This window comes from Sessilibacter corallicola, from assembly GCF_021290925.1.
Classification (GTDB): Bacteria; Pseudomonadota; Gammaproteobacteria; order Pseudomonadales; family Cellvibrionaceae; genus Sessilibacter; species Sessilibacter corallicola.
Genome location: NZ_JAJSLX010000002.1, coordinates 25762 through 47690, shown reverse-complemented (window position 1 = coordinate 47690; position 21929 = coordinate 25762). Strand labels below are relative to the sequence as shown.

At 45.0% G+C, this 21929-nt stretch carries 17 protein-coding genes; 6 read left to right on the top strand and 11 right to left on the bottom strand.

Features of this window, described 5'->3' with window-relative positions; translation table 11 throughout:
* Window positions 1-22: 22 nt before the first annotated feature.
* The 5 genes from LU361_RS07545 to LU361_RS07525 all read right to left on the bottom strand — a co-directional run bounded on the left by LU361_RS07545 (window position 23) and on the right by LU361_RS07525 (window position 5137).
* Window positions 23-1363, bottom strand: a complete 1341-nt coding sequence (locus tag LU361_RS07545; RefSeq protein ID WP_233088248.1) for an oligosaccharide flippase family protein — start codon at window positions 1361-1363, stop codon at window positions 23-25.
* Window positions 1364-1447: 84 nt separating this feature from the next.
* Window positions 1448-2458 (bottom strand): glycosyltransferase family 2 protein, encoded by a 1011-nt coding sequence (locus tag LU361_RS07540; RefSeq protein ID WP_233088247.1) that lies wholly within the window; start codon window positions 2456-2458, stop codon window positions 1448-1450.
* 84 nt (window positions 2459-2542) lie between these two features.
* Window positions 2543-3361, bottom strand: a complete 819-nt coding sequence (locus LU361_RS07535) for a hypothetical protein (RefSeq protein WP_233088246.1) — start codon at window positions 3359-3361, stop codon at window positions 2543-2545.
* Between the two features lie 58 nt (window positions 3362-3419).
* A complete protein-coding gene (locus LU361_RS07530; RefSeq protein ID WP_233088245.1) occupies window positions 3420-4439 on the bottom strand; it encodes a Gfo/Idh/MocA family protein in 1020 nt (339 codons plus the stop codon).
* Between the two features lie 143 nt (window positions 4440-4582).
* Window positions 4583-5137, bottom strand: coding sequence for a serine O-acetyltransferase (locus LU361_RS07525; protein ID WP_233088244.1), 555 nt, complete (start codon window positions 5135-5137; stop codon window positions 4583-4585).
* Between the two features lie 990 nt (window positions 5138-6127).
* Here LU361_RS07525 and LU361_RS07520 point away from each other — a divergent pair.
* The 5 genes from LU361_RS07520 to fusA (LU361_RS07500) all read left to right on the top strand — a co-directional run bounded on the left by LU361_RS07520 (window position 6128) and on the right by fusA (LU361_RS07500) (window position 13041).
* A complete protein-coding gene (locus tag LU361_RS07520; protein ID WP_233088243.1) occupies window positions 6128-6787 on the top strand; it encodes an XrtA/PEP-CTERM system exopolysaccharide export protein in 660 nt (219 codons plus the stop codon).
* 105 nt (window positions 6788-6892) lie between these two features.
* Window positions 6893-8407 carry a hypothetical protein gene (locus LU361_RS07515; protein WP_233088242.1) on the top strand — a complete coding sequence of 505 codons (1515 nt, stop codon included), beginning with the start codon at window positions 6893-6895 and terminating at the stop codon, window positions 8405-8407.
* A 9-nt stretch (window positions 8408-8416) separates the two neighbouring features.
* Window positions 8417-9211 (top strand): P-loop NTPase family protein, encoded by a 795-nt coding sequence (locus LU361_RS07510; RefSeq protein WP_233088241.1) that lies wholly within the window; start codon window positions 8417-8419, stop codon window positions 9209-9211.
* Between the two features lie 60 nt (window positions 9212-9271).
* Complete coding sequence (locus tag LU361_RS07505; RefSeq protein WP_233088240.1) at window positions 9272-10588, top strand: hypothetical protein; 1317 nt, start codon at window positions 9272-9274, stop codon at window positions 10586-10588.
* 365 nt (window positions 10589-10953) lie between these two features.
* Window positions 10954-13041, top strand: a complete 2088-nt coding sequence (gene fusA / locus LU361_RS07500) for an elongation factor G (RefSeq protein ID WP_233088239.1) — start codon at window positions 10954-10956, stop codon at window positions 13039-13041.
* Window positions 13042-13137: 96 nt separating this feature from the next.
* Here fusA (LU361_RS07500) and LU361_RS07495 read toward each other — a convergent pair whose 3' ends face one another.
* Window positions 13138-13968, bottom strand: coding sequence for a YdcF family protein (locus tag LU361_RS07495; protein WP_233088238.1), 831 nt, complete (start codon window positions 13966-13968; stop codon window positions 13138-13140).
* Window positions 13969-14005: 37 nt separating this feature from the next.
* Window positions 14006-14611: an acyltransferase gene (locus LU361_RS07490; RefSeq protein WP_233088237.1), complete on the bottom strand. Its 606-nt coding sequence runs from the start codon at window positions 14609-14611 to the stop codon at window positions 14006-14008.
* A gap of 417 nt (window positions 14612-15028) precedes the next feature.
* Here LU361_RS07490 and LU361_RS07485 point away from each other — a divergent pair, with 417 nt between their 5' ends.
* Window positions 15029-15658 carry a DUF1176 domain-containing protein gene (locus LU361_RS07485; protein ID WP_233088236.1) on the top strand — a complete coding sequence of 210 codons (630 nt, stop codon included), beginning with the start codon at window positions 15029-15031 and terminating at the stop codon, window positions 15656-15658.
* A gap of 382 nt (window positions 15659-16040) precedes the next feature.
* On the opposite strand, the gene LU361_RS07480 is transcribed toward LU361_RS07485, so the two are convergent.
* The 4 genes from LU361_RS07480 to amaB form a co-directional block, all read right to left on the bottom strand.
* Window positions 16041-16235, bottom strand: a complete 195-nt coding sequence (locus tag LU361_RS07480) for a hypothetical protein (RefSeq protein WP_233088235.1) — start codon at window positions 16233-16235, stop codon at window positions 16041-16043.
* A 303-nt stretch (window positions 16236-16538) separates the two neighbouring features.
* Entirely contained in the window at window positions 16539-17762 is a 1224-nt protein-coding gene (gene tuf, locus LU361_RS07475) for an elongation factor Tu (protein ID WP_233088234.1), read from the bottom strand.
* Window positions 17763-17811: 49 nt separating this feature from the next.
* The gene (gene fusA, locus LU361_RS07470) at window positions 17812-19920 is read right to left on the bottom strand and encodes an elongation factor G (RefSeq protein WP_233088233.1); all 2109 of its coding nucleotides are present in this window, start codon (window positions 19918-19920) and stop codon (window positions 17812-17814) included.
* A 479-nt stretch (window positions 19921-20399) separates the two neighbouring features.
* Window positions 20400-21905 carry an L-piperidine-6-carboxylate dehydrogenase gene (gene amaB / locus LU361_RS07465; RefSeq protein ID WP_233088232.1) on the bottom strand — a complete coding sequence of 502 codons (1506 nt, stop codon included), beginning with the start codon at window positions 21903-21905 and terminating at the stop codon, window positions 20400-20402.
* Window positions 21906-21929: the final 24 nt, after the last annotated feature.

Here is a 21929-nt window from a genome sequence, read left to right as displayed (position 1 = left end):
TTTTGTCTAAGACAATCTTCATTTATTGAGGGGCCAAGCCCAAGTTTGAATCAGAAACTGGATTTTCAATCTCCAGCGGATTGAAGCCAACGGCCCACCAAGTCAAACACACGCAAACCACAATAAACGCCATAAGAACCACATCTAAACTGAGGGTTTTAATTCCGTGGCGCCTGACGTAAAAAGTTAACATCAACTGATTCAGTATTGGGGTAATAACGATGGCGTAAATAATGCCCACCAGCCCCAGCATATACCCACCAATAATCATAGCTACAATATAGGTGATTCCTTTACCAAATTCATAAATCATCGCAGTAAACGAATCATTATTGGCTAAAAAGATGGGTTTTAGCGTTGAATCCATAGCTCGAACCAAAGACGCAACGATCAAAATTTGTAGCATCCAGCCTGCCGCATCGTAACGCGGGTCGTATAAGAAATACACAAGCTGATCACCAAAGGCAACTATCGGCAAACACAGAACTGTACTAGCCACCACACCGAGCACGCGGAATTTACGGATAAACTGATTCAGGTTTTCTTCTGCCACGACTTTTTGTCGATAGCGGGGGTACAGGTATTTTTTGCCAACTTTTTCAGCGGCTTCGATTACCATCGACGCCAATGCTATAGCAATACTGTAAATACCGAGCAGCTCTACTGTTGCAAAGTAACGGGTAACAAATCGGTCACCCTGAAGCACCAGGAACGCACCAATGGTAGAAATAAGAATCCATCGACCGAGTTTAAACACTTCCCAAAAAGCGTCTTTTTCCCAGTGGAAATGATTTCTTGGCCCTGGGAGAACGTAGGTGTAGCAAGTGATCATAATAAGCGTAGTGACAATAGACCCTACCGCCAATGCCCAAACACTGCGCCACCACCAGGCCAAGGCAATCATCACAATCATTCCGATCAGCGAAGACGCGATCTCGATTAAAGATACGGTTTTTAGCTGAGTCTCACGCTCGGCATTAAAAACCTTTGTACTCATAAACGAGTACGCAAGAATCGATACCCCAGAGACGCAAATAATAACCGCAATTCCCTCGACATCTAGGAGGAGTTCCGCGGGATACGCCAATAACAGAATAATGCCGTATACGACAAAACCTCGAATAACACTGAGTGTCCAAGCGGTATTGACGAAATTCTTGTCTTTGTGGCGATGGCTATTAATGACCGCATCGCGCACGCCAACGTCAGCAAACATATTGATACCCAGAATAATGGCGTTCACCAACGCAATCGTTCCGAACATTTCTGGGTGCAAAAGGCGAGTGAGAATCAAATTCCCAATAATGCGGATGCCGACCAAACTACCATAGGAGGCAATAACCCAAAACAATCCCGAATTCATTCCTTACGCTACCCAAAAATCTGTATTAAAAAGTGGCACTGAGCGTGTTAAAAAGCTCAGTGAGCAAGTCGAGTTATGCTGACATTATTTGTATTCAATAATGCTAAATCCACTGTTTTTGCGTTTGCGCTGGTAATACTTCTGCACACCAACCAACTCAGGGATTTTCGCGACAACCAAAGATAAGGAATACAACACAGCTGGCTGGAAAGGCAGCTTTTTGGGTCCAAGAGAATATTTTAAGACTTTTAAAAACAGTACCGCAGGTAACAACCACAACACCAAACTGAAAGGTGGCGTCAAACCGACAATAGCCAGTCCAGTTACAAGCAATAACAAAACCGGGATAACACCTCCCCAAGTAATCGCACTTTTGACTTCCCGGCGATAATACTTCTCAGGGCTCATACCGTGCATATCGAACCCCTGAGCGTAGGCATGCCCACAGCGTTTAGCGCGCTGCCACCACTGTTGAAATTCGGTCATCTGGGCATCGTGATGTGTCATCAAGTGATCAATGCGGAAAATTTTCCAATTTTTTTCTCGCAACCGAAAGCACATTTCCGGCTCTTCCCCGGCAATGACCGACGGATTAAATCCTTCGACAGCTTCAAGTGCTTCTACTCGACCTAAGAAATCGCCGCCGCATGCACCAGCTTCACCTACAGGCGTGTCCCATTCGATATCGCAAAAAAGATTGTAGAGACTCGCCTCAGGAAATTTTTCCTGGCGTCGGCCACACACAATGGCGCAAGAGGGATCGTTTTCTAGAAAGGAGTAAGCCGCTTCCAACCAGCCATCAGCAACTTGGCAATCGCCATCAACGAATTGGACGTATTCGGTCTCTGGATGTTCTTTCAGCAATTGGCGAAAGCCTTCATTTCTGGCTCTGGCAGCGCTGAAGGGAATACTGGTATCGAGATTGACAACGCTCACACCCATCGATTCAGCAAATTCAATACTGCCATCGGTGGAACCAGAATCAACATAGACAATATTTTTAATGACTGTGTGAGTGGATCGCAAACAAGCTTTAAGCCGATCGCCTTCGTTTCGACCAATAATCACCGCACCGAGGCATTTGGGGCTTTCCATACCGTTCCTCTATTTTGTGTATTCAAAGCTTGTTTTGACGTGTCATTGAGGGGAAGCCTCGACGAAAGCCGAGGCAAAATTTGATTATTTTGGCAGCTGCCACAAATCATCGATGATTTCTTTAGTTTGAACAATATTACCTTTTGACGAAGCACCAAAAACAATAGAGTCCAGACCTTCTAAACCACACACCCATTCGAGTGCTTCTTTCGGTGGAATTGCACCGGAAGCCAATACCGACATTGCAATAACTCGGGCGTCATTGCGAGCGATGGTTTCTTGGTATTTTTCAACGCCACCGCACATACGGAAACCGATCTTATTAACGTTCGCGCAAACGATCGGGTTTTCAATACCCAAGTCATGCAGAACATCGATCAACAGCGGCAAGTTCATGGTGATGAAACCCGCCTCGGCGTTGTATTTTTCTTTGATGTAGCGGTGGAATTCAGCCAAAAATTGGTAGCCTTTCACACCGAGAATCAAATCGGTAACCACGTTTTGCAAGAAAATAACCGGAGTTTTAACACCCTCAAAACGCTTCATTTCTGCATCGACTAACAAGCGCAACATTTTGTTAACGTCTTGGGTAATCGCAGACATAGCGCCGGTCATTAATGTACCCATAACACCGGAAGGCGAGAAACGCTTCAATGTTTCTAAAATTCCAACCTCGCCCACAGAGTTTGCGTATTTGTGCGCGTATGGCATACAAGGGTAGAACTCAAAATCGGGATAGCGGGTTGGGTTTGCTTTAATGATGTCAGCAATTTCACCCACACGATCGTAAGTTGTACACATAAATACTTTGATGCCCGCATCGTAAGCATCATCCAACACTTTCATGATTGAAGCTGCATCGCGAAAACGCATTGATTGCGCGCGAGCTTTGTCTTCAGACATGTGGTTCACACCAAAAAATTGGTTATCACCAAACAAAACCCTTTGTAAGCTCATAGCCTCAACCTTTCCCTAATTTAGCAATTTGTTCGATAACTTCATCTGTGGCAGTTGCCGTTTGGAAGTTGGTTTCAACGCTGGTATCGCGACCTAAAATGCCATCGATAAAATGATCCAGCTGAGCAGAGTATTCTTCACCACGCATGTAGAAGTTAACTGGCGCTTGCAACTCAGTAATGTACTTAGACGTCCAACCGTCATCAAAACCTTCGAAGGTATTGCCCGGTGACAAATACAAACGCAGCTCTTGGCGATCAGTAACGATCTTACCTTTCGTGCCGTATGCAGTAATCGTGGTGCTCATTTTACGAACTGACTGATCACTCCAATTCGCTTCTAGGTAACCGGTCGTTCCATTTTTGTATTCAAATTGGGCGAATACAGCATCTTCAATGTCAGCCGAAAAAATTGACTGTAACTGAGCAGAGCGAACCTTGCTTGGGACATCGCTAATGAAATTCATTAAATCGACAACGTGACAGGCGTAATCGTGTAAGCAGCCGCCACCTTCTGATTTTTTAGAACGCCAAGTTTTAGCGCTTTTTGTAGGGCGAATAACCACCTGACCGTAAGCTTTACCTTCCATATGGTAAAGATCGCCAATAGCACCGGCTTGCACTAAACGTTTCATTTCTTGGAACGTGCCGATAAAACGATTGTGATAACCAACTTGGTTTACTAGGTTTTTCGACGATGCAATTTCAAACAGTTTTTTGCCTTCTGCAGGATTTAAGCACAATGGCTTTTCTAGGAAGACGTGAATACCAAGCTCTAAAGCATTCTTGGCAATTTCGAAATGCGTGGAATTAGGCGTTGAAATAATAACGGCATCGGGTGATGCCTCTTTGAACATTTTTTTATAATCACTAAACGTCTTTACACCCAACTGTTTACTGATCACTGAAGTTAGAAAAGCTGCGCTATCACAAACGCCGACAACCTCCACCTCAGGATGTGCGGAAATAATTGCAAAGTGGGATAAGCCCATTTTGCCCGCACCAATGAGAGCTACCTTAACCATTAACGATTTCCCTTTTTGTTGCTACACGATTAAATCAATATCTTAAATTAGAAGCTTCGTTGCTTGATCCGTCTGAAATTATTCGATTCGTAATCGTGGCGTACTCCTTTTCGTATTGATTCTCGAATTAAATGAGTATTTCGCTAGGAATTTCCATCCACAGCTTTTAATGTTTCTTTGACGTTGCTCTTTTTTTTGTAAACTGACTTCGCTGGAATTCCAACCACCGTATCGCCACTATTTACATCATCAAGGACCACGGCATTAGCGCCGATTGCCGCACCATCACCGACCAAAACCTTACCCATTACCGCAGCGCCCGCACCAATATTGACGCCCTTGCCTAAAGTCGGCGCGTCCAGTGGTTTATCCAAATGACGATTGCCCAGCGTTACACCTTGGCGAATTACACAGTCGTCGCCAATTTGTGAAAACCCGTGAATAACAATCCCACCTTGGTGTTCAAAAACAACGCGACGACCTAACACGACGGTATAAGGAAGCTCTATGCCATAAACATTTCGGCATCGACGATACAAAAAACCGTACAGCACGCTAAACGGCGCCCGTAATATTTTCGGCTTGATCGACATTCTCCACACGCCGAATCGGTGAGCAGCAACGGTTCGAAAACCTGGCTTTGTCCAATCTCGGCCGTGGGCGATCCAATCTTCACGAATTATTTCAAATAAACTCAAAATACTGCCCTATATTGCACGTAAGCATGTAGGTCTTTACTAATCACCAATCAGCGTTGCACGTTCATAACCATTATTTGAGAAAATATTTAGACGCTCCCTGCGAATGTAACCTGGAAGACACTGCACTAGATACAAGGCTAGTGCGATTCTCTCACTTTTTTATACAAGCTTTCTGTAAAATAATACCAAGCTTGTTTAGTGGAAAAACTTGAATACCAACGCAAAATCAAACATTCAAAATTTAGAATTCGTGGCAGCATCCCAAACGAACAAACTTACCCAGTTAATTCAGCAAAATTTGTTCAAGATAACAATATCCATTGTAGTAAAAACTCGTAAAACACATTGATACACAAATCGAAATTGCACATTAACAAATTTACATAACTCTAAAATACAGCAGATTCTTATAATTAAAAGCTGGGAAAAATTAGCAGATTTATACCTAGCCTGCCGATGGGCTATTTTCTTGTATTCGATTTTGAATGGTCAAAAAACTGCGAATAATAATGGACTTGAACGGCTATTAGCCTTAACAACAAACCGAACAACAACGTTGTTGATATTGATTTTTCCCTGTTTTTGGATGAGATCGACTCCATGCCGAAACGATATTTTTCACTCGATTATAAAGACTAAACAGCAATTGTTAACCTTTTTCTATAGCGGAACATATTAAGCAACAAACATAAATTATACTGTGTTTATAAAACTCTCATCACAGGGCGAGATTCACGCGACATACTTTGCACAGATTTAACACAAAAGCACCTATTGCACATCGATCACTCAAAATAACTTTGTGATAGACTTCACAAACAAGTAGCGAAAATCAATAAGTCTGCACTGATATTGCCACTAATTTACAACGATTTACCTATAAGGTGAGATTCGTATTGAGACGAATTCTGTGCTTAAGTGTATGCTAGCGCAGGCTAAAACTAAGCAACAATAATTTGGACAAAGTAACAACATAAGGTACAAGGCATGCCAACCCAACCTTTAACAAGCTCCTTACCCAAAATTCGCAGCTCGTTTCGTATTGTAGGACTCTTTATATTACTTGTTGTTGGTTTAGCAGGTTGCTCTAACAAATCAAAAAAACCCGAACTTCCCATCACTCAATCTCCGGATGTTCTCGCCGAATACCACATAGGGATTGGTGATCAACTCGCGATCAGTGTATGGCGGAACCAGGATTTATCGGTTTCTGTACCTGTTCGTCCCGATGGCAAAATTTCAGTGCCTCTGGCTGGCGACTTAATTGCATCTGGCAAAACACCCAAAGCATTAGCGCAAGATATTACGACCGAACTCACTAACTTTTTAAAAAATCCACAAGTTACTGTCATAGTTTCAGATCCAAGCTCTGTGGATTTCCAACGACGAGTTAGGGTGACCGGTGCAGTACAATCACCCATTTCCATTCCTTACCGAGATGGGATGACCGTGTTGGATCTTGTGTTGTTGGCAAATGGCCTGAATGATTTTGCGGCTCCTGGAAAAGCAAAATTGTACCGCCGCACGGAACAAGGCGTAAAAACGTTCCCGGTTAACTTAGATGACCTTTTATTCAAGGGTAAATTAGAATCTAATTACGCCCTGCAACCATCCGATGTTTTGTCGGTTCCCGAAAGACTCTTTTAAACCCTTGATAAACCCACAAGGTTTTACCACGGCTTTCGCGGACGTAACTGAATTGTATTAACCCGGTCACAAGCCGTTTAAGATTATTTTCGGAGTCTATTGCGCATGGATATCAAAGCAATTTTCGCGATTATTCGCTATGCATTGAAGGAGTTGATGCTGCGACGTATACCCGCGACTATCCTATTCATTGCAATTGCTTTTACTGTCTTCTTGGTAGGTGTAAACCTGCCCCAAAACTTTACCTCTACAGCGCTGGTACAAGCTGAGCGGAAGAATATTCTCGAGCCTCTATTAAGAGGCCGTGCAGAAGCAACAGAAATCACCCCTGTTAGCATCGTGCTTGAAACACTCTATTCCGAGCGTCTGTTGAGTCGCGTTGCTATTCGGTTAGAGCTCACCAATGCCGAATCAACACCGGAAGAAGTCACCGCTGCACGCAGAAAAATCGCTCGCGAAATGTACCACGAGATCAAAGACGATAACGTCCTACGACTTTTCTACACGTCCAGTTCACCAGAGCAATCTCACGAAAATCTCAGCGCGGTTGTCAGCGTATTTCGTGAAGACGCTAATAAGCAACAACGCGATGAAAGTGAAGAAGCGTATCAGTTCATTAGTGAACAGGTGGATAAATACCGAGAGCAATTAACCGAAGCCGAGCGACGCCTTTCGGATTATAAGCTCAATAATATGGACGGTACCGAAGCGGAATCTCTCGAACGTGTGCTTCAGTTGCGAGCCGAAATTGAGCAAATCGAGCTTACTGTTGAAGAAAACCAAGCGAAAGCCGTGTCTTTGAGAGAACAGATCAAAGTAGAAGGCGAACTGCAACAAGCGCGCATGCAACTGACAACGTTGCAAAACCAACGCTTGACCTTAGAAAGCAACCTCCAGAATTTACAGCTAGCTTTCCAAGACGACTACCCAGATATTATCTCAACCAAAAACCAGCTTGAGATCGTCAACCAAGAAATAGAAGACGTAAGATCGCAAAACCCGAACTTACCGAGTGAAGTTTCCAATGATGAGGTTTCATTGTTTGAAGGATTGCGCACCGCGTTGTCTAACAATGAACTTGAAACCGAAAGTCTCAACAGACGCAAACAATCATTGACGCGAATTCTAGAGCGAGAAAACGATCGCGCCGACAGCCTCACCGTGCACCAAGCAAAGCTTGCCGAGTTGACTCGCGACTACGACAAAACCAAGCAAATCTACGAAGAATTGCTTCAACGTCGAGAAAACGCCAGTCTTTCGGTAACCATCGATGAAGCTGGTCAGGGCATGAGTTATAAATTCCGAGAAATGCCAACCATGCCGACCTCAGCAGAGGGCCCGCCACCTGCTATATTTATAGCTGTAGCGCCGGTCTTGGGCATAATCACATTGTTCGGCCTCAGTTTTGCGTATGTTTTTCTAGATCCAAGAATTCGCTATGGAGTAGTGTCAAAGGCAAAAATTCCAGAAGGTATTGACATTATTGTGAATATTCCTTCATATAAAAAGGAACCAATAATATCGTTGTCATCTAAAACCAACTGGATATTATTTGCCGTATTAGTCATAGCCGCAGGTTTGTACGGCTATATTGCAATGGAGTGGCTAGCTGCCAACTGAAACTGAATCGTGGATAAACTGAAACAAATAATCACTCAAAAACGTGCAGGTGGTAACACTGCTCGCACCTTGAGTGAACATGCGCCAAACAGCCACGACCTAGTTAATCGTTTCATCGCCGGCGAAATGGTGCTGACACCAGAGGAAAGGAAACTCCTTTGGGCACCGGAAGCTTGTGCCGATAAGAACGTTATTTACCAGGGAATGGAAAATGTTGATGTCTTAAATGCCTACCGAGAATTGCGCACAAAGCTACTGCGCCGTTCTGGGGGCTCATCAGCCATCATATTAATCACCAGCTCCGGATTAAAAGGCCATCACGACTGTGATGTTGCTTTTAACCTGGCTACCAGCTTTGCAATGGATACCAGTAAATCTTCGATTTACGTCGATTGCGATCCTTACACAGACGATCGCCAAGATCTGGCCATTCGGCCCTTCCACTCAGGGCTCACAGATCACTTACGCGATCCCAACACCTCACTCGCTGACGCAACTTATCCATCGGGTGTTGAGCATTTAAAAATTATTCCAACCGGCGGCCAAGCAGATACCGCAGCGGAATACTTTAACCACCCTCGCCTCGGCGGCATTTTTAACGAAATTAAATATTCGTTACCTCATGTGTTTATTTTTATTCACACACCGCCTGTCTTGCACTATTCGGAAGCCTCGATTCTGGCAGATATCGCTGATATGGTTGTGCTGTCTGTACCTTCCAAACAGACAACACAAAACCAAATCATGGAAGCCATAGAATTGCTCGGAGAAAATAAAGTAGCGGGCCTTGTTTATCAGGAGTAACCCTGATTATTTTGAGGTATTAACCCCGGTACACATCCGCCTATTACAGGAGTTATACACATGCCCCAAAATACCATTCGCGCCTTAATTCTGGCCTGTGGATTCGGCAGTGTGAGTGCAGTTGCCGAATTTCGCGCAGAGTTATTCCACATGAGCGAATTCTCTGACAACGCCGATCTCCGATTCTCCAATGAAGCCAGTGAGCGCGAAGACACCACTGGCTTTAACTTTAATTACACGCGAGCCCAAAAGAACTGGCAGTGGAGCGCAAACTACGAAGTTCGAAAAATCAACTTCGACACAAACAGTGCTAACCCGCAAGAAGACACCGATGAATACGGCGGCACAACCACATTTGCGGGCTCTTTTTTTCGTCAGCGATTTGATTTTCTCGCCAGCCACACCCGCGAAAATATCTTGAGTAGCCCATCGGATTTATCACTGCAAAACAATATTTTGGCACGCGATACCGTGGTGGTTCAGCCAACCTTTAATTTCTACAAGACCAATGCCGATACACTTTCGGTTGGCGCTTTCTTTCACCAAGTTGAGTTTGATGACGACGTAACGCAAAGAAGTTCGATCGACAGTAAAACCGAAGGTGCACGCTTTTCGTGGTCACGCAAACTGTCCAACATCAGTACCTTTTCACTGGTCGCTGAAACCAGTGAAACCCAGTACAAAGAAGACAATATTGACGATCTCAGTTACGAGAATTACCAATTGGGATACGCGGTAGAATTGCGCCGGCTGAACTATCGATTGCTAGTTGGCTTTAACAAATCATCGTCTTCAACAACCGAAGAACTCGAATCACCCAGCGCTCTGGCTCAAATTACCTACAACACAGGCGCCACGGTTATTGATCTGTTCGCCAACTTCTTCATTACTGATTCCTCCCGAGGAAACCAAAACGGCATCACTGGCAATAACGTTGGCGAAACCTCCAGTGAACAAATTGGTAACGGCGATACTTCCATTGCCGACTCCTACGAATTACTCACATCACAGCTTTCTATCACCAAATCAGTATGCCCGCGTTGTGTCACCGACATTCGATTCAGATTCGCGGAAGAAGATTACAGTGTGAACGAAGAAGAAAGCCAAGAGCGTATCGACGTTATTTGGGGATTAACCTATCGAGTAACACCAACCATCTCAAGCCGCTTTGAAACACGCTTTGTTAATCAGTCCTTTGAAATTCCTGACCCAATTCAGGAATTTGATCAGATTGGTTACAGTTTATCGGTTGAATACCAACTGTCTGAGAAGCTCAGAATGGAATTTGAAGTGGGTTACGAAGAGCGAGATGCGGAAAATGATCTCCGGTCATACGAAGAACAGACCTTCTTATTTGATGTCAGATACCAGCTCTAAACCGTTTGGCGAATCATCAAACTAGCCCTGATAAAATTCTCCTGTTGATTTGCCAATATTTTGTTCAACAGATGCCCTGTAATCCTGTATACTGCGCGCGTTTTTCGCTCCCGGTCTAGAGCTCTTATGTTCTTGAATACGCGATTCGATCTCGATTGAATGAATTGAGATCAAAGGAGCCAACAAACGCGCCGCGTCACCAACGAGCGTCAAACATTCGCGGCACCCTAAGCTCTACTGCTGGAATGAAAAAGCCCGTAAATGGAAATTTACGAGCGTCTTTCCTGTCATTGAGCAATTGATCACCCGGCGATCTCACAACGCTCGAAGTGAGGTAACCTTGTAATTTATAAATGAGTAACCCAATGACAGATTTAGCCCATTATCGAAACATTGGTATTTTCGCCCACGTTGATGCGGGGAAAACCACCAGTACCGAACGTATTCTTAAACTTACCGGTAAAATTCATAAAACCGGTGAAGTGCACGATGGTGCCGCAACCACCGACTTCATGGACCAAGAAGCTGAACGTGGTATTACCATCCAGTCAGCTGCAACCACCTGTTTCTGGAAAGATCACCGCTTAAACATTATCGATACTCCAGGGCACGTTGACTTCACTGTAGAAGTTTACCGTTCATTGAAAGTTCTTGACGGCGGTGTTGGTGTTTTCTGTGGTTCTGGCGGTGTTGAGCCTCAATCAGAAACCAACTGGCGTTACGCGAACGAATCAGAAGTAGCTCGTGTTATTTTCGTCAACAAGCTTGACCGTATGGGTGCTGATTTCTACCGCGTTGTTGAGCAAGTGAAGAAAGTACTTGGCGCAACTCCATTGGTAATGACATTGCCAATCGGCATCGAAGACGACTTCAAAGGCGTTGTTGACGTTCTTAGCCAAAAAGCCTTTATCTGGGATGACACTGGCCTTCCAGAAAACTACGAAGTTGTTGATATTCCAGAAGATCTTGTTGAAAAAGCTGCTGAATACCGCGAGCAATTGATCGAAACTGCCGTTGAGCAAGACGACGATCTAATGATGGCTTACATGGAAGGCGAAGAACCTTCTGAAGAGCAAATCAAAGAATGTATCCGCAAAGGTACTCGCGATCTAGCGTTCTTCCCAACTTACTGTGGTTCTGCATTTAAGAACAAAGGTATCCAGCTTGTTCTTGATGCTGTTGTTGATTACTTGCCATCACCAACCGAAGTTGATGCTCAGCCATTGACTGACAAAGACACTGGTGAGCCTACTGGTGAAGTCGCTACCGTTTCTGCGGACGAGCCACTGCGTGCGCTTGCGTTCAAAATTATGGATGACCGCTTCGGTGCATTAACCTTTATCCGCATCTACTCAGGTGTTATGGAAAAAGGTATGACCGTTCTTAACTCTTACACCGGCAAAACCGAGCGTATCGGCCGTATGGTTGAAATGCACGCTGATGAGCGTTCTGAATTGGAGCGCGCGCAAGCGGGTGACATCATCGCGGTTGTTGGTATGAAGAACGTTCAAACCGGTCACACTCTTTGTGATCCAAACCACGAATGTACTCTTGAGCCGATGATCTTCCCAGAGCCAGTAATCTCTATTGCTGTTAAGCCTAAAGACAAAGGTGGCACCGAGAAAATGGGTGTTGCTATCGGTAAAATGGTTGCTGAAGATCCATCATTCATCGTTGAAACCGACGAAGATTCTGGTGAAACCATCCTTAAAGGTATGGGTGAGCTTCACTTAGACATTAAAGTCGACATCTTGAAGCGTACCTACGGTGTTGAGCTAGAAGTAGGTCAACCTCAGGTTGCTTACCGCGAAACCATTACCCAAATGGTTGAAGACAGCTACACCCACAAGAAGCAATCGGGTGGTTCTGGTCAGTTTGGTAAAATCGACTACCGCATCAAGCCAGGTGAAGTGGGTTCTGGCTTCAAATTCGAATCTACCGTTGTTGGTGGTAACGTACCAAAAGAATTCTTCCCTGCAATTGAAAAAGGCTTCAAGGGCATGATGGATCAAGGTACGTTGGCAGGCTTCCCTGTATTGGACGTTGAAGTTGAACTATTCGACGGTGGCTTCCACGCCGTTGACTCCTCTGCGGTTGCGTTTGAAATTGCTGCAAAAGGTGCGTTCCGTCAATCAATTCCAAAAGCTGGTCCTCAGTTGATCGAGCCAATCATGAAAGTTGACGTATTCACTCCAGACGATCACGTTGGTGATGTTATCGGTGACCTTAACCGTCGTCGCGGCATGATCAAAGACCAAGAGCCAGGCGCAACTGGCGTACGTATCAAAGCAGATGTACCTCTTTCAGAAATGTTTGGTTATATCGGTCACCTACGTACCATCACTTCTGGTCGTGGTCAGTTCTCTATGGAGTTCTCTCACTACCTACCATGCCCTGCTCAAGTTTCTGAGACGGTCATTGCAGAAGCAAAAGCGAAAAGAGAAGCAAAATAAGCTTTCTTTGCTCGCACAAAAAAGCCACCCTTGGGTGGCTTTTTTATTGCCTGATTATCTGAAGTTGAAGCTCTGCACTAGCAGTTCCAAACCAGCTTACGTCGGTGGCTCAGATTCATCACTCGCCCTCAAAATTGCCAAGTTATCCACATCGTTAATTTCTTTGATAACAGCAAAGTCAAAATTGGCATTACTTTCAATAACACTGGGATCAAAGAAAAACGCTGCTTTTACTAAGCCCGCCACTTCACTGACGACAATCTTTGCCGAGCCGCTTTGCTTCCACCAACCCGCTAATTTATGCCGACCTTTTAAAGCCGCATACACCCCCATTTCGACATTTTGCTCTGCAAACGCCTGACGATACAAATAGCGCGTACGGCGAGAATGGCAGTACGCAGAATAAAGGTTCAGTGCATTGATTTGGATGTTGTGCTCTTGCAGCCATTCACGCACAAATGTCGCCGAAAAATAAGTTCGGTTCACTCTGGCAACCGGTGCTGGCAATGCGATGATTTTACTGGGGTCAACGCCACGGCCAATCAAATAGTCTCGCGTACGTTCGGCATAAGTCTCGACGGATTCCTGGTGAAAGCTGGACTCGATCTTACCGCCAGTGGCAATGATCAACTCATAATCGCCAGTATTTAACTTATCGTAAATTTCATCAAGCCTTGGCGGTGACATCCACCCTTCAACCATCGCGACTCGGGCATTCACAAGCTGAGTAGGGCTTAAAAAATAGGCAAGATTGGTCGCAGCAAATGTGAAGACAACAACAAAAACAACAACAATCGCCAGCATGCTGGCAATGGATGGTAAAGGTAAGGAGCGTGACCGAAAGAAAAAGGATTTTAAACGACGGGCATTAGATACCGCCGCAGAGCTGGAATCTTCCAGGCTAGTTGGCTTTTCGAACGCAGACACAGCCTCTCCTTTTGGCGATGACTAGATGATGATTCGGCTATTCATGCTCGTTTTCGAAAAAATGCTTAACACGCAGCTTCATAAGCGTTGGCTCAAGCTCGGGATCAAAATCGCCTTTGCGATTGGCAATTAAATCAGCCCAAGGCAGAGTTTCCATATGCTTATCCATTTTTTCCACGTACTTGCTCACCGTTGAAACCACCTTGGCCGGTGAACCGGCAACAATCGAGTCCTCAGGTACATCCCGCGACACCACCGCGCCAGCAGCAACAATTGCGTTCGGGCCAATAGTCACACCCGGCAGAATAATCGCGCCATGACCAACAAAGACATTATCTTTAAACTCAACCTTGGCCACCTTATCAAACTTTCGACCAAAAGCACGATTGAGCATATTCACCGAACCATCGTGACCAAACACCGAGCAATTCGACAAGCGCACATTGTTGCCCATTTTAATATAAGGCGTATCAGATACATTGGCGTAGCTGGGAATCGAGCAATGCTCACCAATGGCGTAGTAATCACCCCACTTTTTTAGAAACTCGGCATACTCAAGACCATCCGGGCGACACAGCTTGATGTACCAAGATCGGCATTTCCCTGTTTTAAACGCATAACTTCTAACGAACTTTCGCAACATACTTAAAACTCTTAAACCGATACCAATGCAGACGCCAATAGTTTAGCTAATAATTAAGCTTAACAGAGAAGTGTTGATGAAATCGATGTGGAAATGAAAACTGGCAACAGACGGCAGAAAGTCTCAACAATCGAATCGGGCTCAGATATAACTGTCCTAGCTAATTGACCCAAGTAAAGTAAAATTTCAAGAGTCATTCACCATCCCATAGAAACAAGAAGAGCATCTCAATTCGCGACATTTACCCATGCTAGTTTACTCATTCAATTAGATGCTCCCCAATACCCAAGGTGAAAACACTGCGAAGTGATAAGAAGATTATTATAACGCTCGCAAAGTAATAAATGACTTAGACAAGGCAAAACAAATTGCTGATTACGCCGAAAACTTTGAAATTTTCCTCCGGACATCAACATTATGAAATTTGTTAAATACACTGCAATATTAACTCTATTTATTATTGGCTCTAGCCAAAATATAAATGGCGCTCCAATCTCCAACCACAGTTCAGCAGATCATTCTGATTTAGATTTACTAAAAATTTACGACAGAGAACTATGGAGTGGCCCCGATGGCTGGAGTGCAGAACAGTGGCGATGGAAAAAAACATTAAAATGGGGCAAAAACTGCGATTATGTTGCAGACATCGAAACTTATGAAATCGACTCAAAATACCGGTTAATCACTGTGCAATGCGTCCCTGGCAGTTATCAACCAACTTATTACGTTTATATTTTTGATCGACATTCAAAAGACAACAAACAATTGTTATTAGGCACCACTCAAAACACAGACGACCCCAAAGAGATATCAGGAAAAATTAACTACAACCCTTCCAACCAACAACTATCAATATTAACACTCTCAAGAGGTTTGGGAGACTGCGGAATTTTTAGAACTTTTGGCTTTAAATCGGGGGAAGATATTGAAGAGTCAGAATTTAAATTAGTTGAAAGCCGTGCAAGAGATTGCGTAAATCACAGCGTTGATATTGAACAATTACCGAGTGAAATTTTTGACTACCCCTCCTGGCCACTAATTAATTAGCTCCCATACTACAATAAAGGCTAGCAATGCACACCAGCATTAGAATCAACATCAATAAAACCAGATTAATTTTTCTCTTCTCGTTTTAAAGCAACCTCATCAAATGAGCCACTGATAAGATACTCTGGCTCATCTAAGCTAGCTTTTTGATTCCATTCTTTGTCTAGCTTCTTCAAGTGCTTTTTGTTCTTTAATATTCATTTTTTAATCTTGGTAGATATTTTATTAATATATCCCTTAAAATTTTCGCACCGAAATTCACTTAAAGTTGACATTTCTACCTATCAACCGAACTTTAATTTCTTTAGCAAATCAAGCATTTTCCAAAGTTATTTCTCCTTTTATTTGAATCAATTGCTTTTCATGCTCTAGCAGTGATCGATTAATCTTCTTTTCCATCGTCACAGATATCCTCGATTCTTTTTTGTATTCCAGATGCATAATAATCGGGCTCATCAACATTAGGAGATATTTCTTTAAGCTCTTTGCTTCTACGGTTGGCAAATTCTTTTATTTCTTTTTGTGTCCACCCCTTCTTTTTCCGAGCCCTGGTAAGTGATTCAATCTTATCTGCCATAATAATAGCCCTCTTATTAGATAATCACCTTTTGCCACATACTTATAACCAAACTTCTCATACATGACTTTCACTGTCTCATTGACCGGATTCATGATCCTAATATTATTAGCATTTATCATTCGAGCATAAATTTCATAAGCAAAAATCACCGCGCCAAATGTAGCGGAACGTTTCCCCAAAATCCTGCGGCATGGCCTCTACTAGATCGAGTTGAAGCCCTGCTCCGTTGTGGTTGGTCGTCCTATGCCCACAAAAAAGCCCGCAAAAGCGGGCTTTTTGAATCATTGAGGAATTAAACTATTACTCGATGATTTTAGCAACAACACCAGCACCAACGGTACGGCCACCTTCACGGATTGCGAAGCGTAAGCCTTCGTCCATCGCGATTGGGCAGATCAAGGTAACAGTCATTTGAATGTTGTCACCTGGCATGACCATTTCTACGCCTTCTGGAAGCTCACAAGCACCAGTCACGTCAGTGGTACGGAAGTAGAACTGTGGACGGTAGCCTTTAAAGAATGGGGTGTGACGACCACCTTCATCTTTTGACAATACGTACACTTCGCCTTCGAATTTGGTGTGCGGAGTGATTGAACCAGGCTTCGCTAGTACTTGGCCACGTTCAACTTCATCACGCTTGGTACCACGTAGAAGAACACCAACGTTCTCACCTGCACGACCTTCGTCAAGCAACTTACGGAACATTTCAACACCGGTACAGGTGGTTTTGGTGGTTTCTTTGATACCGATAATTTCGATTTCTTCACCCACTTTAACGATACCGCGCTCAACACGACCGGTTACTACAGTACCACGGCCTTGGATTGAGAATACGTCTTCGATCGGCATGATGAAGTCACCGTCGATAGCACGCTCTGGCTCTGGGATGTACTCGTCTAGAGTTTCAACCAATTTCTTAACCGCAGAGGTACCTAATTCGTTACCGTCTTCGCCGTTAAGGGCCATCAACGCAGAACCAGCGATGATTGGGGTGTCGTCACCTGGGAATTCGTAAGTGTCTAGCAACTCACGCAGTTCCATTTCAACAAGCTCTAGCATTTCTGCGTATTCTTCTGAATCTACGCCGCCACAGTCTTCTGCAAGAAGGTCTGCTTTGTTCAAGAATACTACGATGTAAGGTACACCTACCTGACGAGACAACAAGATGTGCTCACGAGTTTGAGGCATTGGGCCGTCGGTTGCGCCACACACTAGGATTGCGCCGTCCATTTGAGCGGCACCGGTGATCATGTTTTTAACATAATCGGCGTGTCCTGGGCAGTCTACGTGGGCGTAGTGACGGGTTGGGGAATCGTATTCAACGTGTGAGGTTGCAATGGTGATACCGCGCTCACGTTCTTCCGGTGCGTTATCGATACCGTCGAAAGCAACAGCGTCGCCGCCCCATACTTCTGCACATACGCGAGTCAAAGCTGCGGTCAAAGTGGTTTTACCGTGGTCAACGTGACCAATGGTGCCCACGTTTACGTGGGGTTTACTACGTTCAAATGTTTCCTTAGCCACTGGGAATTTCCTCTAATCTTTAGCTAGTTAATTTGATGTCGGCTATCGCTTAGCCGGTTACATTTTTTGCGATAATTTCATCTGCAACGTTTTTAGGAGCTTCGGCGTATTTACCAAATTCCATTGCAAAGGTTGCACGTCCTTGAGTTGCCGAACGGAGATCGGTCGCGTAGCCGAACATTTCTGCCAGTGGCACTTCAGCATTCACAACTTTACCCGAGGGGTTTTCTTCCATGCTTAAGATCATGCCGCGACGACGGTTGAGGTCGCCAACCACATCACCCATGTTTTCTTCTGGTGTTACTACTTCGACTTTCATCACAGGTTCTAACAACACAGCACCACCTGAGGAGGTGAGATCTTTGGTCGCCATAGACGCCGCGATCTTAAATGCCATCTCACTGGAGTCGACATCGTGGTAAGAACCATCGTATAAAGTCGCTTTCAAACCAAGCAGCGGATAACCGGCAACAACACCGTTTTTCATCTGCTCAGAAATACCTTTCTCAACCGCAGGAATATACTCTTTTGGTACCGAGCCACCAACGATTTCGTTAACAAATTCTAGCCCTTCTGCGCCTTCGTCTTCGGCAGGTTCAAAGCGAATCCAAACGTGACCGAATTGACCGCGACCACCAGATTGACGAACGAATTTACCTTCAATCTCACACGACTTGGTGATGCGCTCACGATAGGCCACTTGCGGCTTACCAATGTTCGCTTCAACACTGAATTCGCGACGCATACGATCGACGAGAATATCCAAGTGTAGCTCGCCCATACCTGAAATAATGGTTTGACCGGTTTCTTCATCGGTGTTGACTCGGAAAGACGGATCTTCCTGAGCGAGCTTGCCAAGGGCAACGCCCATTTTTTCTTGGTCGGCTTTCGAACGCGGCTCAACCGCAACCGAAATTACCGGCTCTGGGAATTCCATGCGCTCAAGAACGATTTTGCTGTTCTCCGCACACAGGGTATCGCCCGTGGTAACGTCTTTAAGGCCAACGGCCGCTGCGATGTCACCAGCGAGTACTTCTTTAATTTCTTCGCGTGAGTTTGAGTGCATTTGTACCATACGGCCAACGCGCTCTTTTTTACCTTTCACGGAGTTATAAACCGCTGAGCCACTCTCTAATTTACCAGAGTAAACTCGGAAGAAAGTCAGCGTACCCACGAATGGGTCGGTGGCGATTTTAAACGCCAAGGCAGAGAACGGAGCTTCGTCATCAGCTTCGCGAGTTTCAACTTCCTCAGTACCTTCAAGGTGACCTTCAATCGCTTTAACTTCGGTCGGTGATGGCAAATACTCAACCACAGCATCCAGCATGGCTTGAACGCCTTTGTTTTTAAAGGCCGAACCACCAATTACAGGCACAATTTCGTTTGCCAAGGTACGAGTACGAATCGCCGCTTTGATTTCTTCTTCAGTAAGTTCTTCGCCCTCGAGGTATTTTTCCATCAAGGCTTCGTCAGCTTCGGCAGCACTTTCGATCAGCTCTTCACGCATTTGCTCGCATTCTTCGAGCATATCAGCCGGCACTTCGCCGTAATCGAAAGTCATTCCCATGTCGTCTTCATTCCAGAGAATGGCTTTCATCTTGATGAGATCGACAACGCCTTTAAATTCGTCTTCGGCGCCGATGGTCATTTGCAGTGGAACCGGTGTTGCACCCAAACGAGACTCAAGCTGCTCGACAACACTGCGGAAGTTAGCGCCTGCACGGTCCATTTTGTTGACGAAAACCATGCGCGGAACTTCGTATTTGTTCGCTTGGCGCCAGACAGTTTCGGTCTGTGGTTGTACGCCGGAAGAGCCACACAAAACCACTACTGCGCCGTCGAGAACACGCAAAGAACGCTCTACCTCAATGGTAAAGTCAACGTGCCCCGGGGTGTCGATGATGTTAATGCGGTGTTGATCAAACTGCTGCTGCATGCCTGACCAGAAACAGGTAGTCGCGGCAGAGGTAATGGTAATACCGCGCTCTTGCTCTTGTTCCATCCAATCCATGGTGGCAGCACCATCGTGCACCTCGCCGATTTTGTGCGATAAACCGGTGTAGAAGAGCACGCGCTCAGTCGTGGTGGTTTTACCAGCGTCTACGTGAGCGCAGATACCTATGTTGCGATAGCGTGCAATCGGTGTTTTACGTGCCACTTGCTACCTCCTCTAATATTTATGTTCTTATAAACCACAAAAGGCAGCGAGTATCGCTGCCTTTTTTTAAAGCAATGTGAACGTAACGACAAAGCCGAGCACGGGAGGTGCTGGAAATGAGAAAAAATCGATGTAATACAGCCAAACTGCGCTTTTTTCTCCCTTTGTATGGCTGTCACGCACGCATTCCTGTATGCATTCGGGCTGAAGTTCGCTGAATCGTGCTGTGCTGATGCGAGATTTGTCGCGATAGCACTTCAACCGAAAATAAAAAGGTGCGAAATTTTAAGCACACCACACCAGAGCGTCAAGCCATATTATCGGTGTAAATTCAAGTATCGTGCGGGTTCTCGATGTTTTCTCGGCGTTTCTGATCTGGATCGTTCAAAATAGCAATTCAAACCGTGCACCCGCACCTTCAATCACAGTTTAGAAAACAAGGGTTCTAACTGTGACCTGAAACAAACACGGCAAAAACATCAGGCGTCAAAATTAAATTCAATGCCTTGAGCCAAAGGTAATTCCGACGAGTAATTCAAGGTTGAGGTAGAGCGACGCATGTAACCTTTCCATGCATCAGAGCCCGACTCTCTACCACCGCCGGTTTCTTTTTCACCGCCAAATGCGCCACCAATTTCTGCACCACTGGTGCCGATATTAACGTTGGCTAAACCACAGTCGCTGCCGCATTCTGAGGTGAACAACGCAGCTTCACGCAAATCGTTCGTGAATATCGCCGACGACAATCCTTGAGGAACGTTATTTTGCAATTCAATAGCGGTTTCTAAATCGGAATATTTGTAAATGTACAAAATAGGCGCGAACGTCTCTTCTTGTACGGATCTTTCCGCAGGCGGCATCTCTACAATTGCCGGCTCGACATAAAACGCGTTCGGGTGCGAATCCGTCAACACACGCTGACCACCACTGATGATTCCACCTTCGGAAGATGCCTTTTCCAATGCCTGCTGCATAGCCAAATAAGACTGTTCTCCAATGAGCGGACCAACCAACGTCGATTGCTCCAACGGATTGCCAATTGCGATTCCTTGATAGGATTTTTTCAGCGCTGGCACCAATTGCTCGTATATATCTTCGTGAACAAATAAACGACGAGTACTGGTACAACGCTGACCTGCCGTGCCCACTGCACCAAACAAGATTGCACGTATTGCCATATCCAAATCGGCCGAAGGCGCGACAATAATCGCGTTGTTTCCGCCCAATTCTAATATCGTACGACCAAAACGTTGCGCTACCATAGGCCCAACTTTTCGGCCCATGGCACAGCTGCCTGTCGCACTGATCACAGGAACTCGGGAATCGTTCACCAGCAATTCACCCACTTCAGTGACACCGATAATGACCTGACTTAAATGTTCTGGAATGTAATCAAGCTCACTTGCGGCTTCTAAAAATAATTTTTGGCAAGCCAATGCCGTGATAGGTGTTTTTTCTGAAGGTTTCCAAACAACACTGTTACCGCAGACAACGGCAATGGCAGTATTCCAAGCCCACACAGCGACGGGGAAATTAAATGCCGAAATAATTCCCACCGGACCAATAGGTTGCCATGTTTCGGTAATACGATGACCTTCACGTTCAGACGCTATTACCAAACCATACAATTGTCGCGATAGACCAACGGCGAAATCACAAATGTCGATCATCTCTTGGACTTCGCCCAAACCCTCTTGAAGAATTTTTCCACATTCAAGAGTAACAAGCGCTCCCAGCGCAGATTTATGTTCGCGCAGTTTATTGCCGAACAAACGGATAAGCTCGCCACGCTTTGGCGCAGGTACACTGCGCCAATTCCGAAAAGCTGACTTTGAATTGGCAACAATCTCAGCAACCGAATCCGATTGAGTCATGGTAACCGTCGCAATTTCGGCGCCATCAATAGGGGAAAACACAGGCAAATCGCCGTTTTCGAGGGCATTCAAGTCCAGACCAAGTTGCCCAAAAATTTCTGAAGCATTCATCGTGTGAGTCTCTTTAATCAAATT

Coding starts and splice junctions, on each gene's coding strand:
- LU361_RS07545 (WP_233088248.1), bottom strand. CDS start 1,363: ATGAATTCGGGATTGTTTTGGGTTATTGCCTCCTATGGTAGTTTGGTC.
- LU361_RS07540 (WP_233088247.1), bottom strand. CDS start 2,458: ATGGAAAGCCCCAAATGCCTCGGTGCGGTGATTATTGGTCGAAACGAA.
- LU361_RS07535 (WP_233088246.1), bottom strand. CDS start 3,361: ATGTCTGAAGACAAAGCTCGCGCGCAATCAATGCGTTTTCGCGATGCA.
- LU361_RS07530 (WP_233088245.1), bottom strand. CDS start 4,439: ATGGTTAAGGTAGCTCTCATTGGTGCGGGCAAAATGGGCTTATCCCAC.
- LU361_RS07520 (WP_233088243.1), top strand. CDS start 6,128: ATGCCAACCCAACCTTTAACAAGCTCCTTACCCAAAATTCGCAGCTCG.
- LU361_RS07515 (WP_233088242.1), top strand. CDS start 6,893: ATGGATATCAAAGCAATTTTCGCGATTATTCGCTATGCATTGAAGGAG.
- LU361_RS07505 (WP_233088240.1), top strand. CDS start 9,272: ATGCCCCAAAATACCATTCGCGCCTTAATTCTGGCCTGTGGATTCGGC.
- fusA (WP_233088239.1), top strand. CDS start 10,954: ATGACAGATTTAGCCCATTATCGAAACATTGGTATTTTCGCCCACGTT.
- LU361_RS07490 (WP_233088237.1), bottom strand. CDS start 14,611: ATGTTGCGAAAGTTCGTTAGAAGTTATGCGTTTAAAACAGGGAAATGC.
- LU361_RS07485 (WP_233088236.1), top strand. CDS start 15,029: ATGAAATTTGTTAAATACACTGCAATATTAACTCTATTTATTATTGGC.
- LU361_RS07480 (WP_233088235.1), bottom strand. CDS start 16,235: ATGGCAGATAAGATTGAATCACTTACCAGGGCTCGGAAAAAGAAGGGG.
- amaB (WP_233088232.1), bottom strand. CDS start 21,905: ATGAATGCTTCAGAAATTTTTGGGCAACTTGGTCTGGACTTGAATGCC.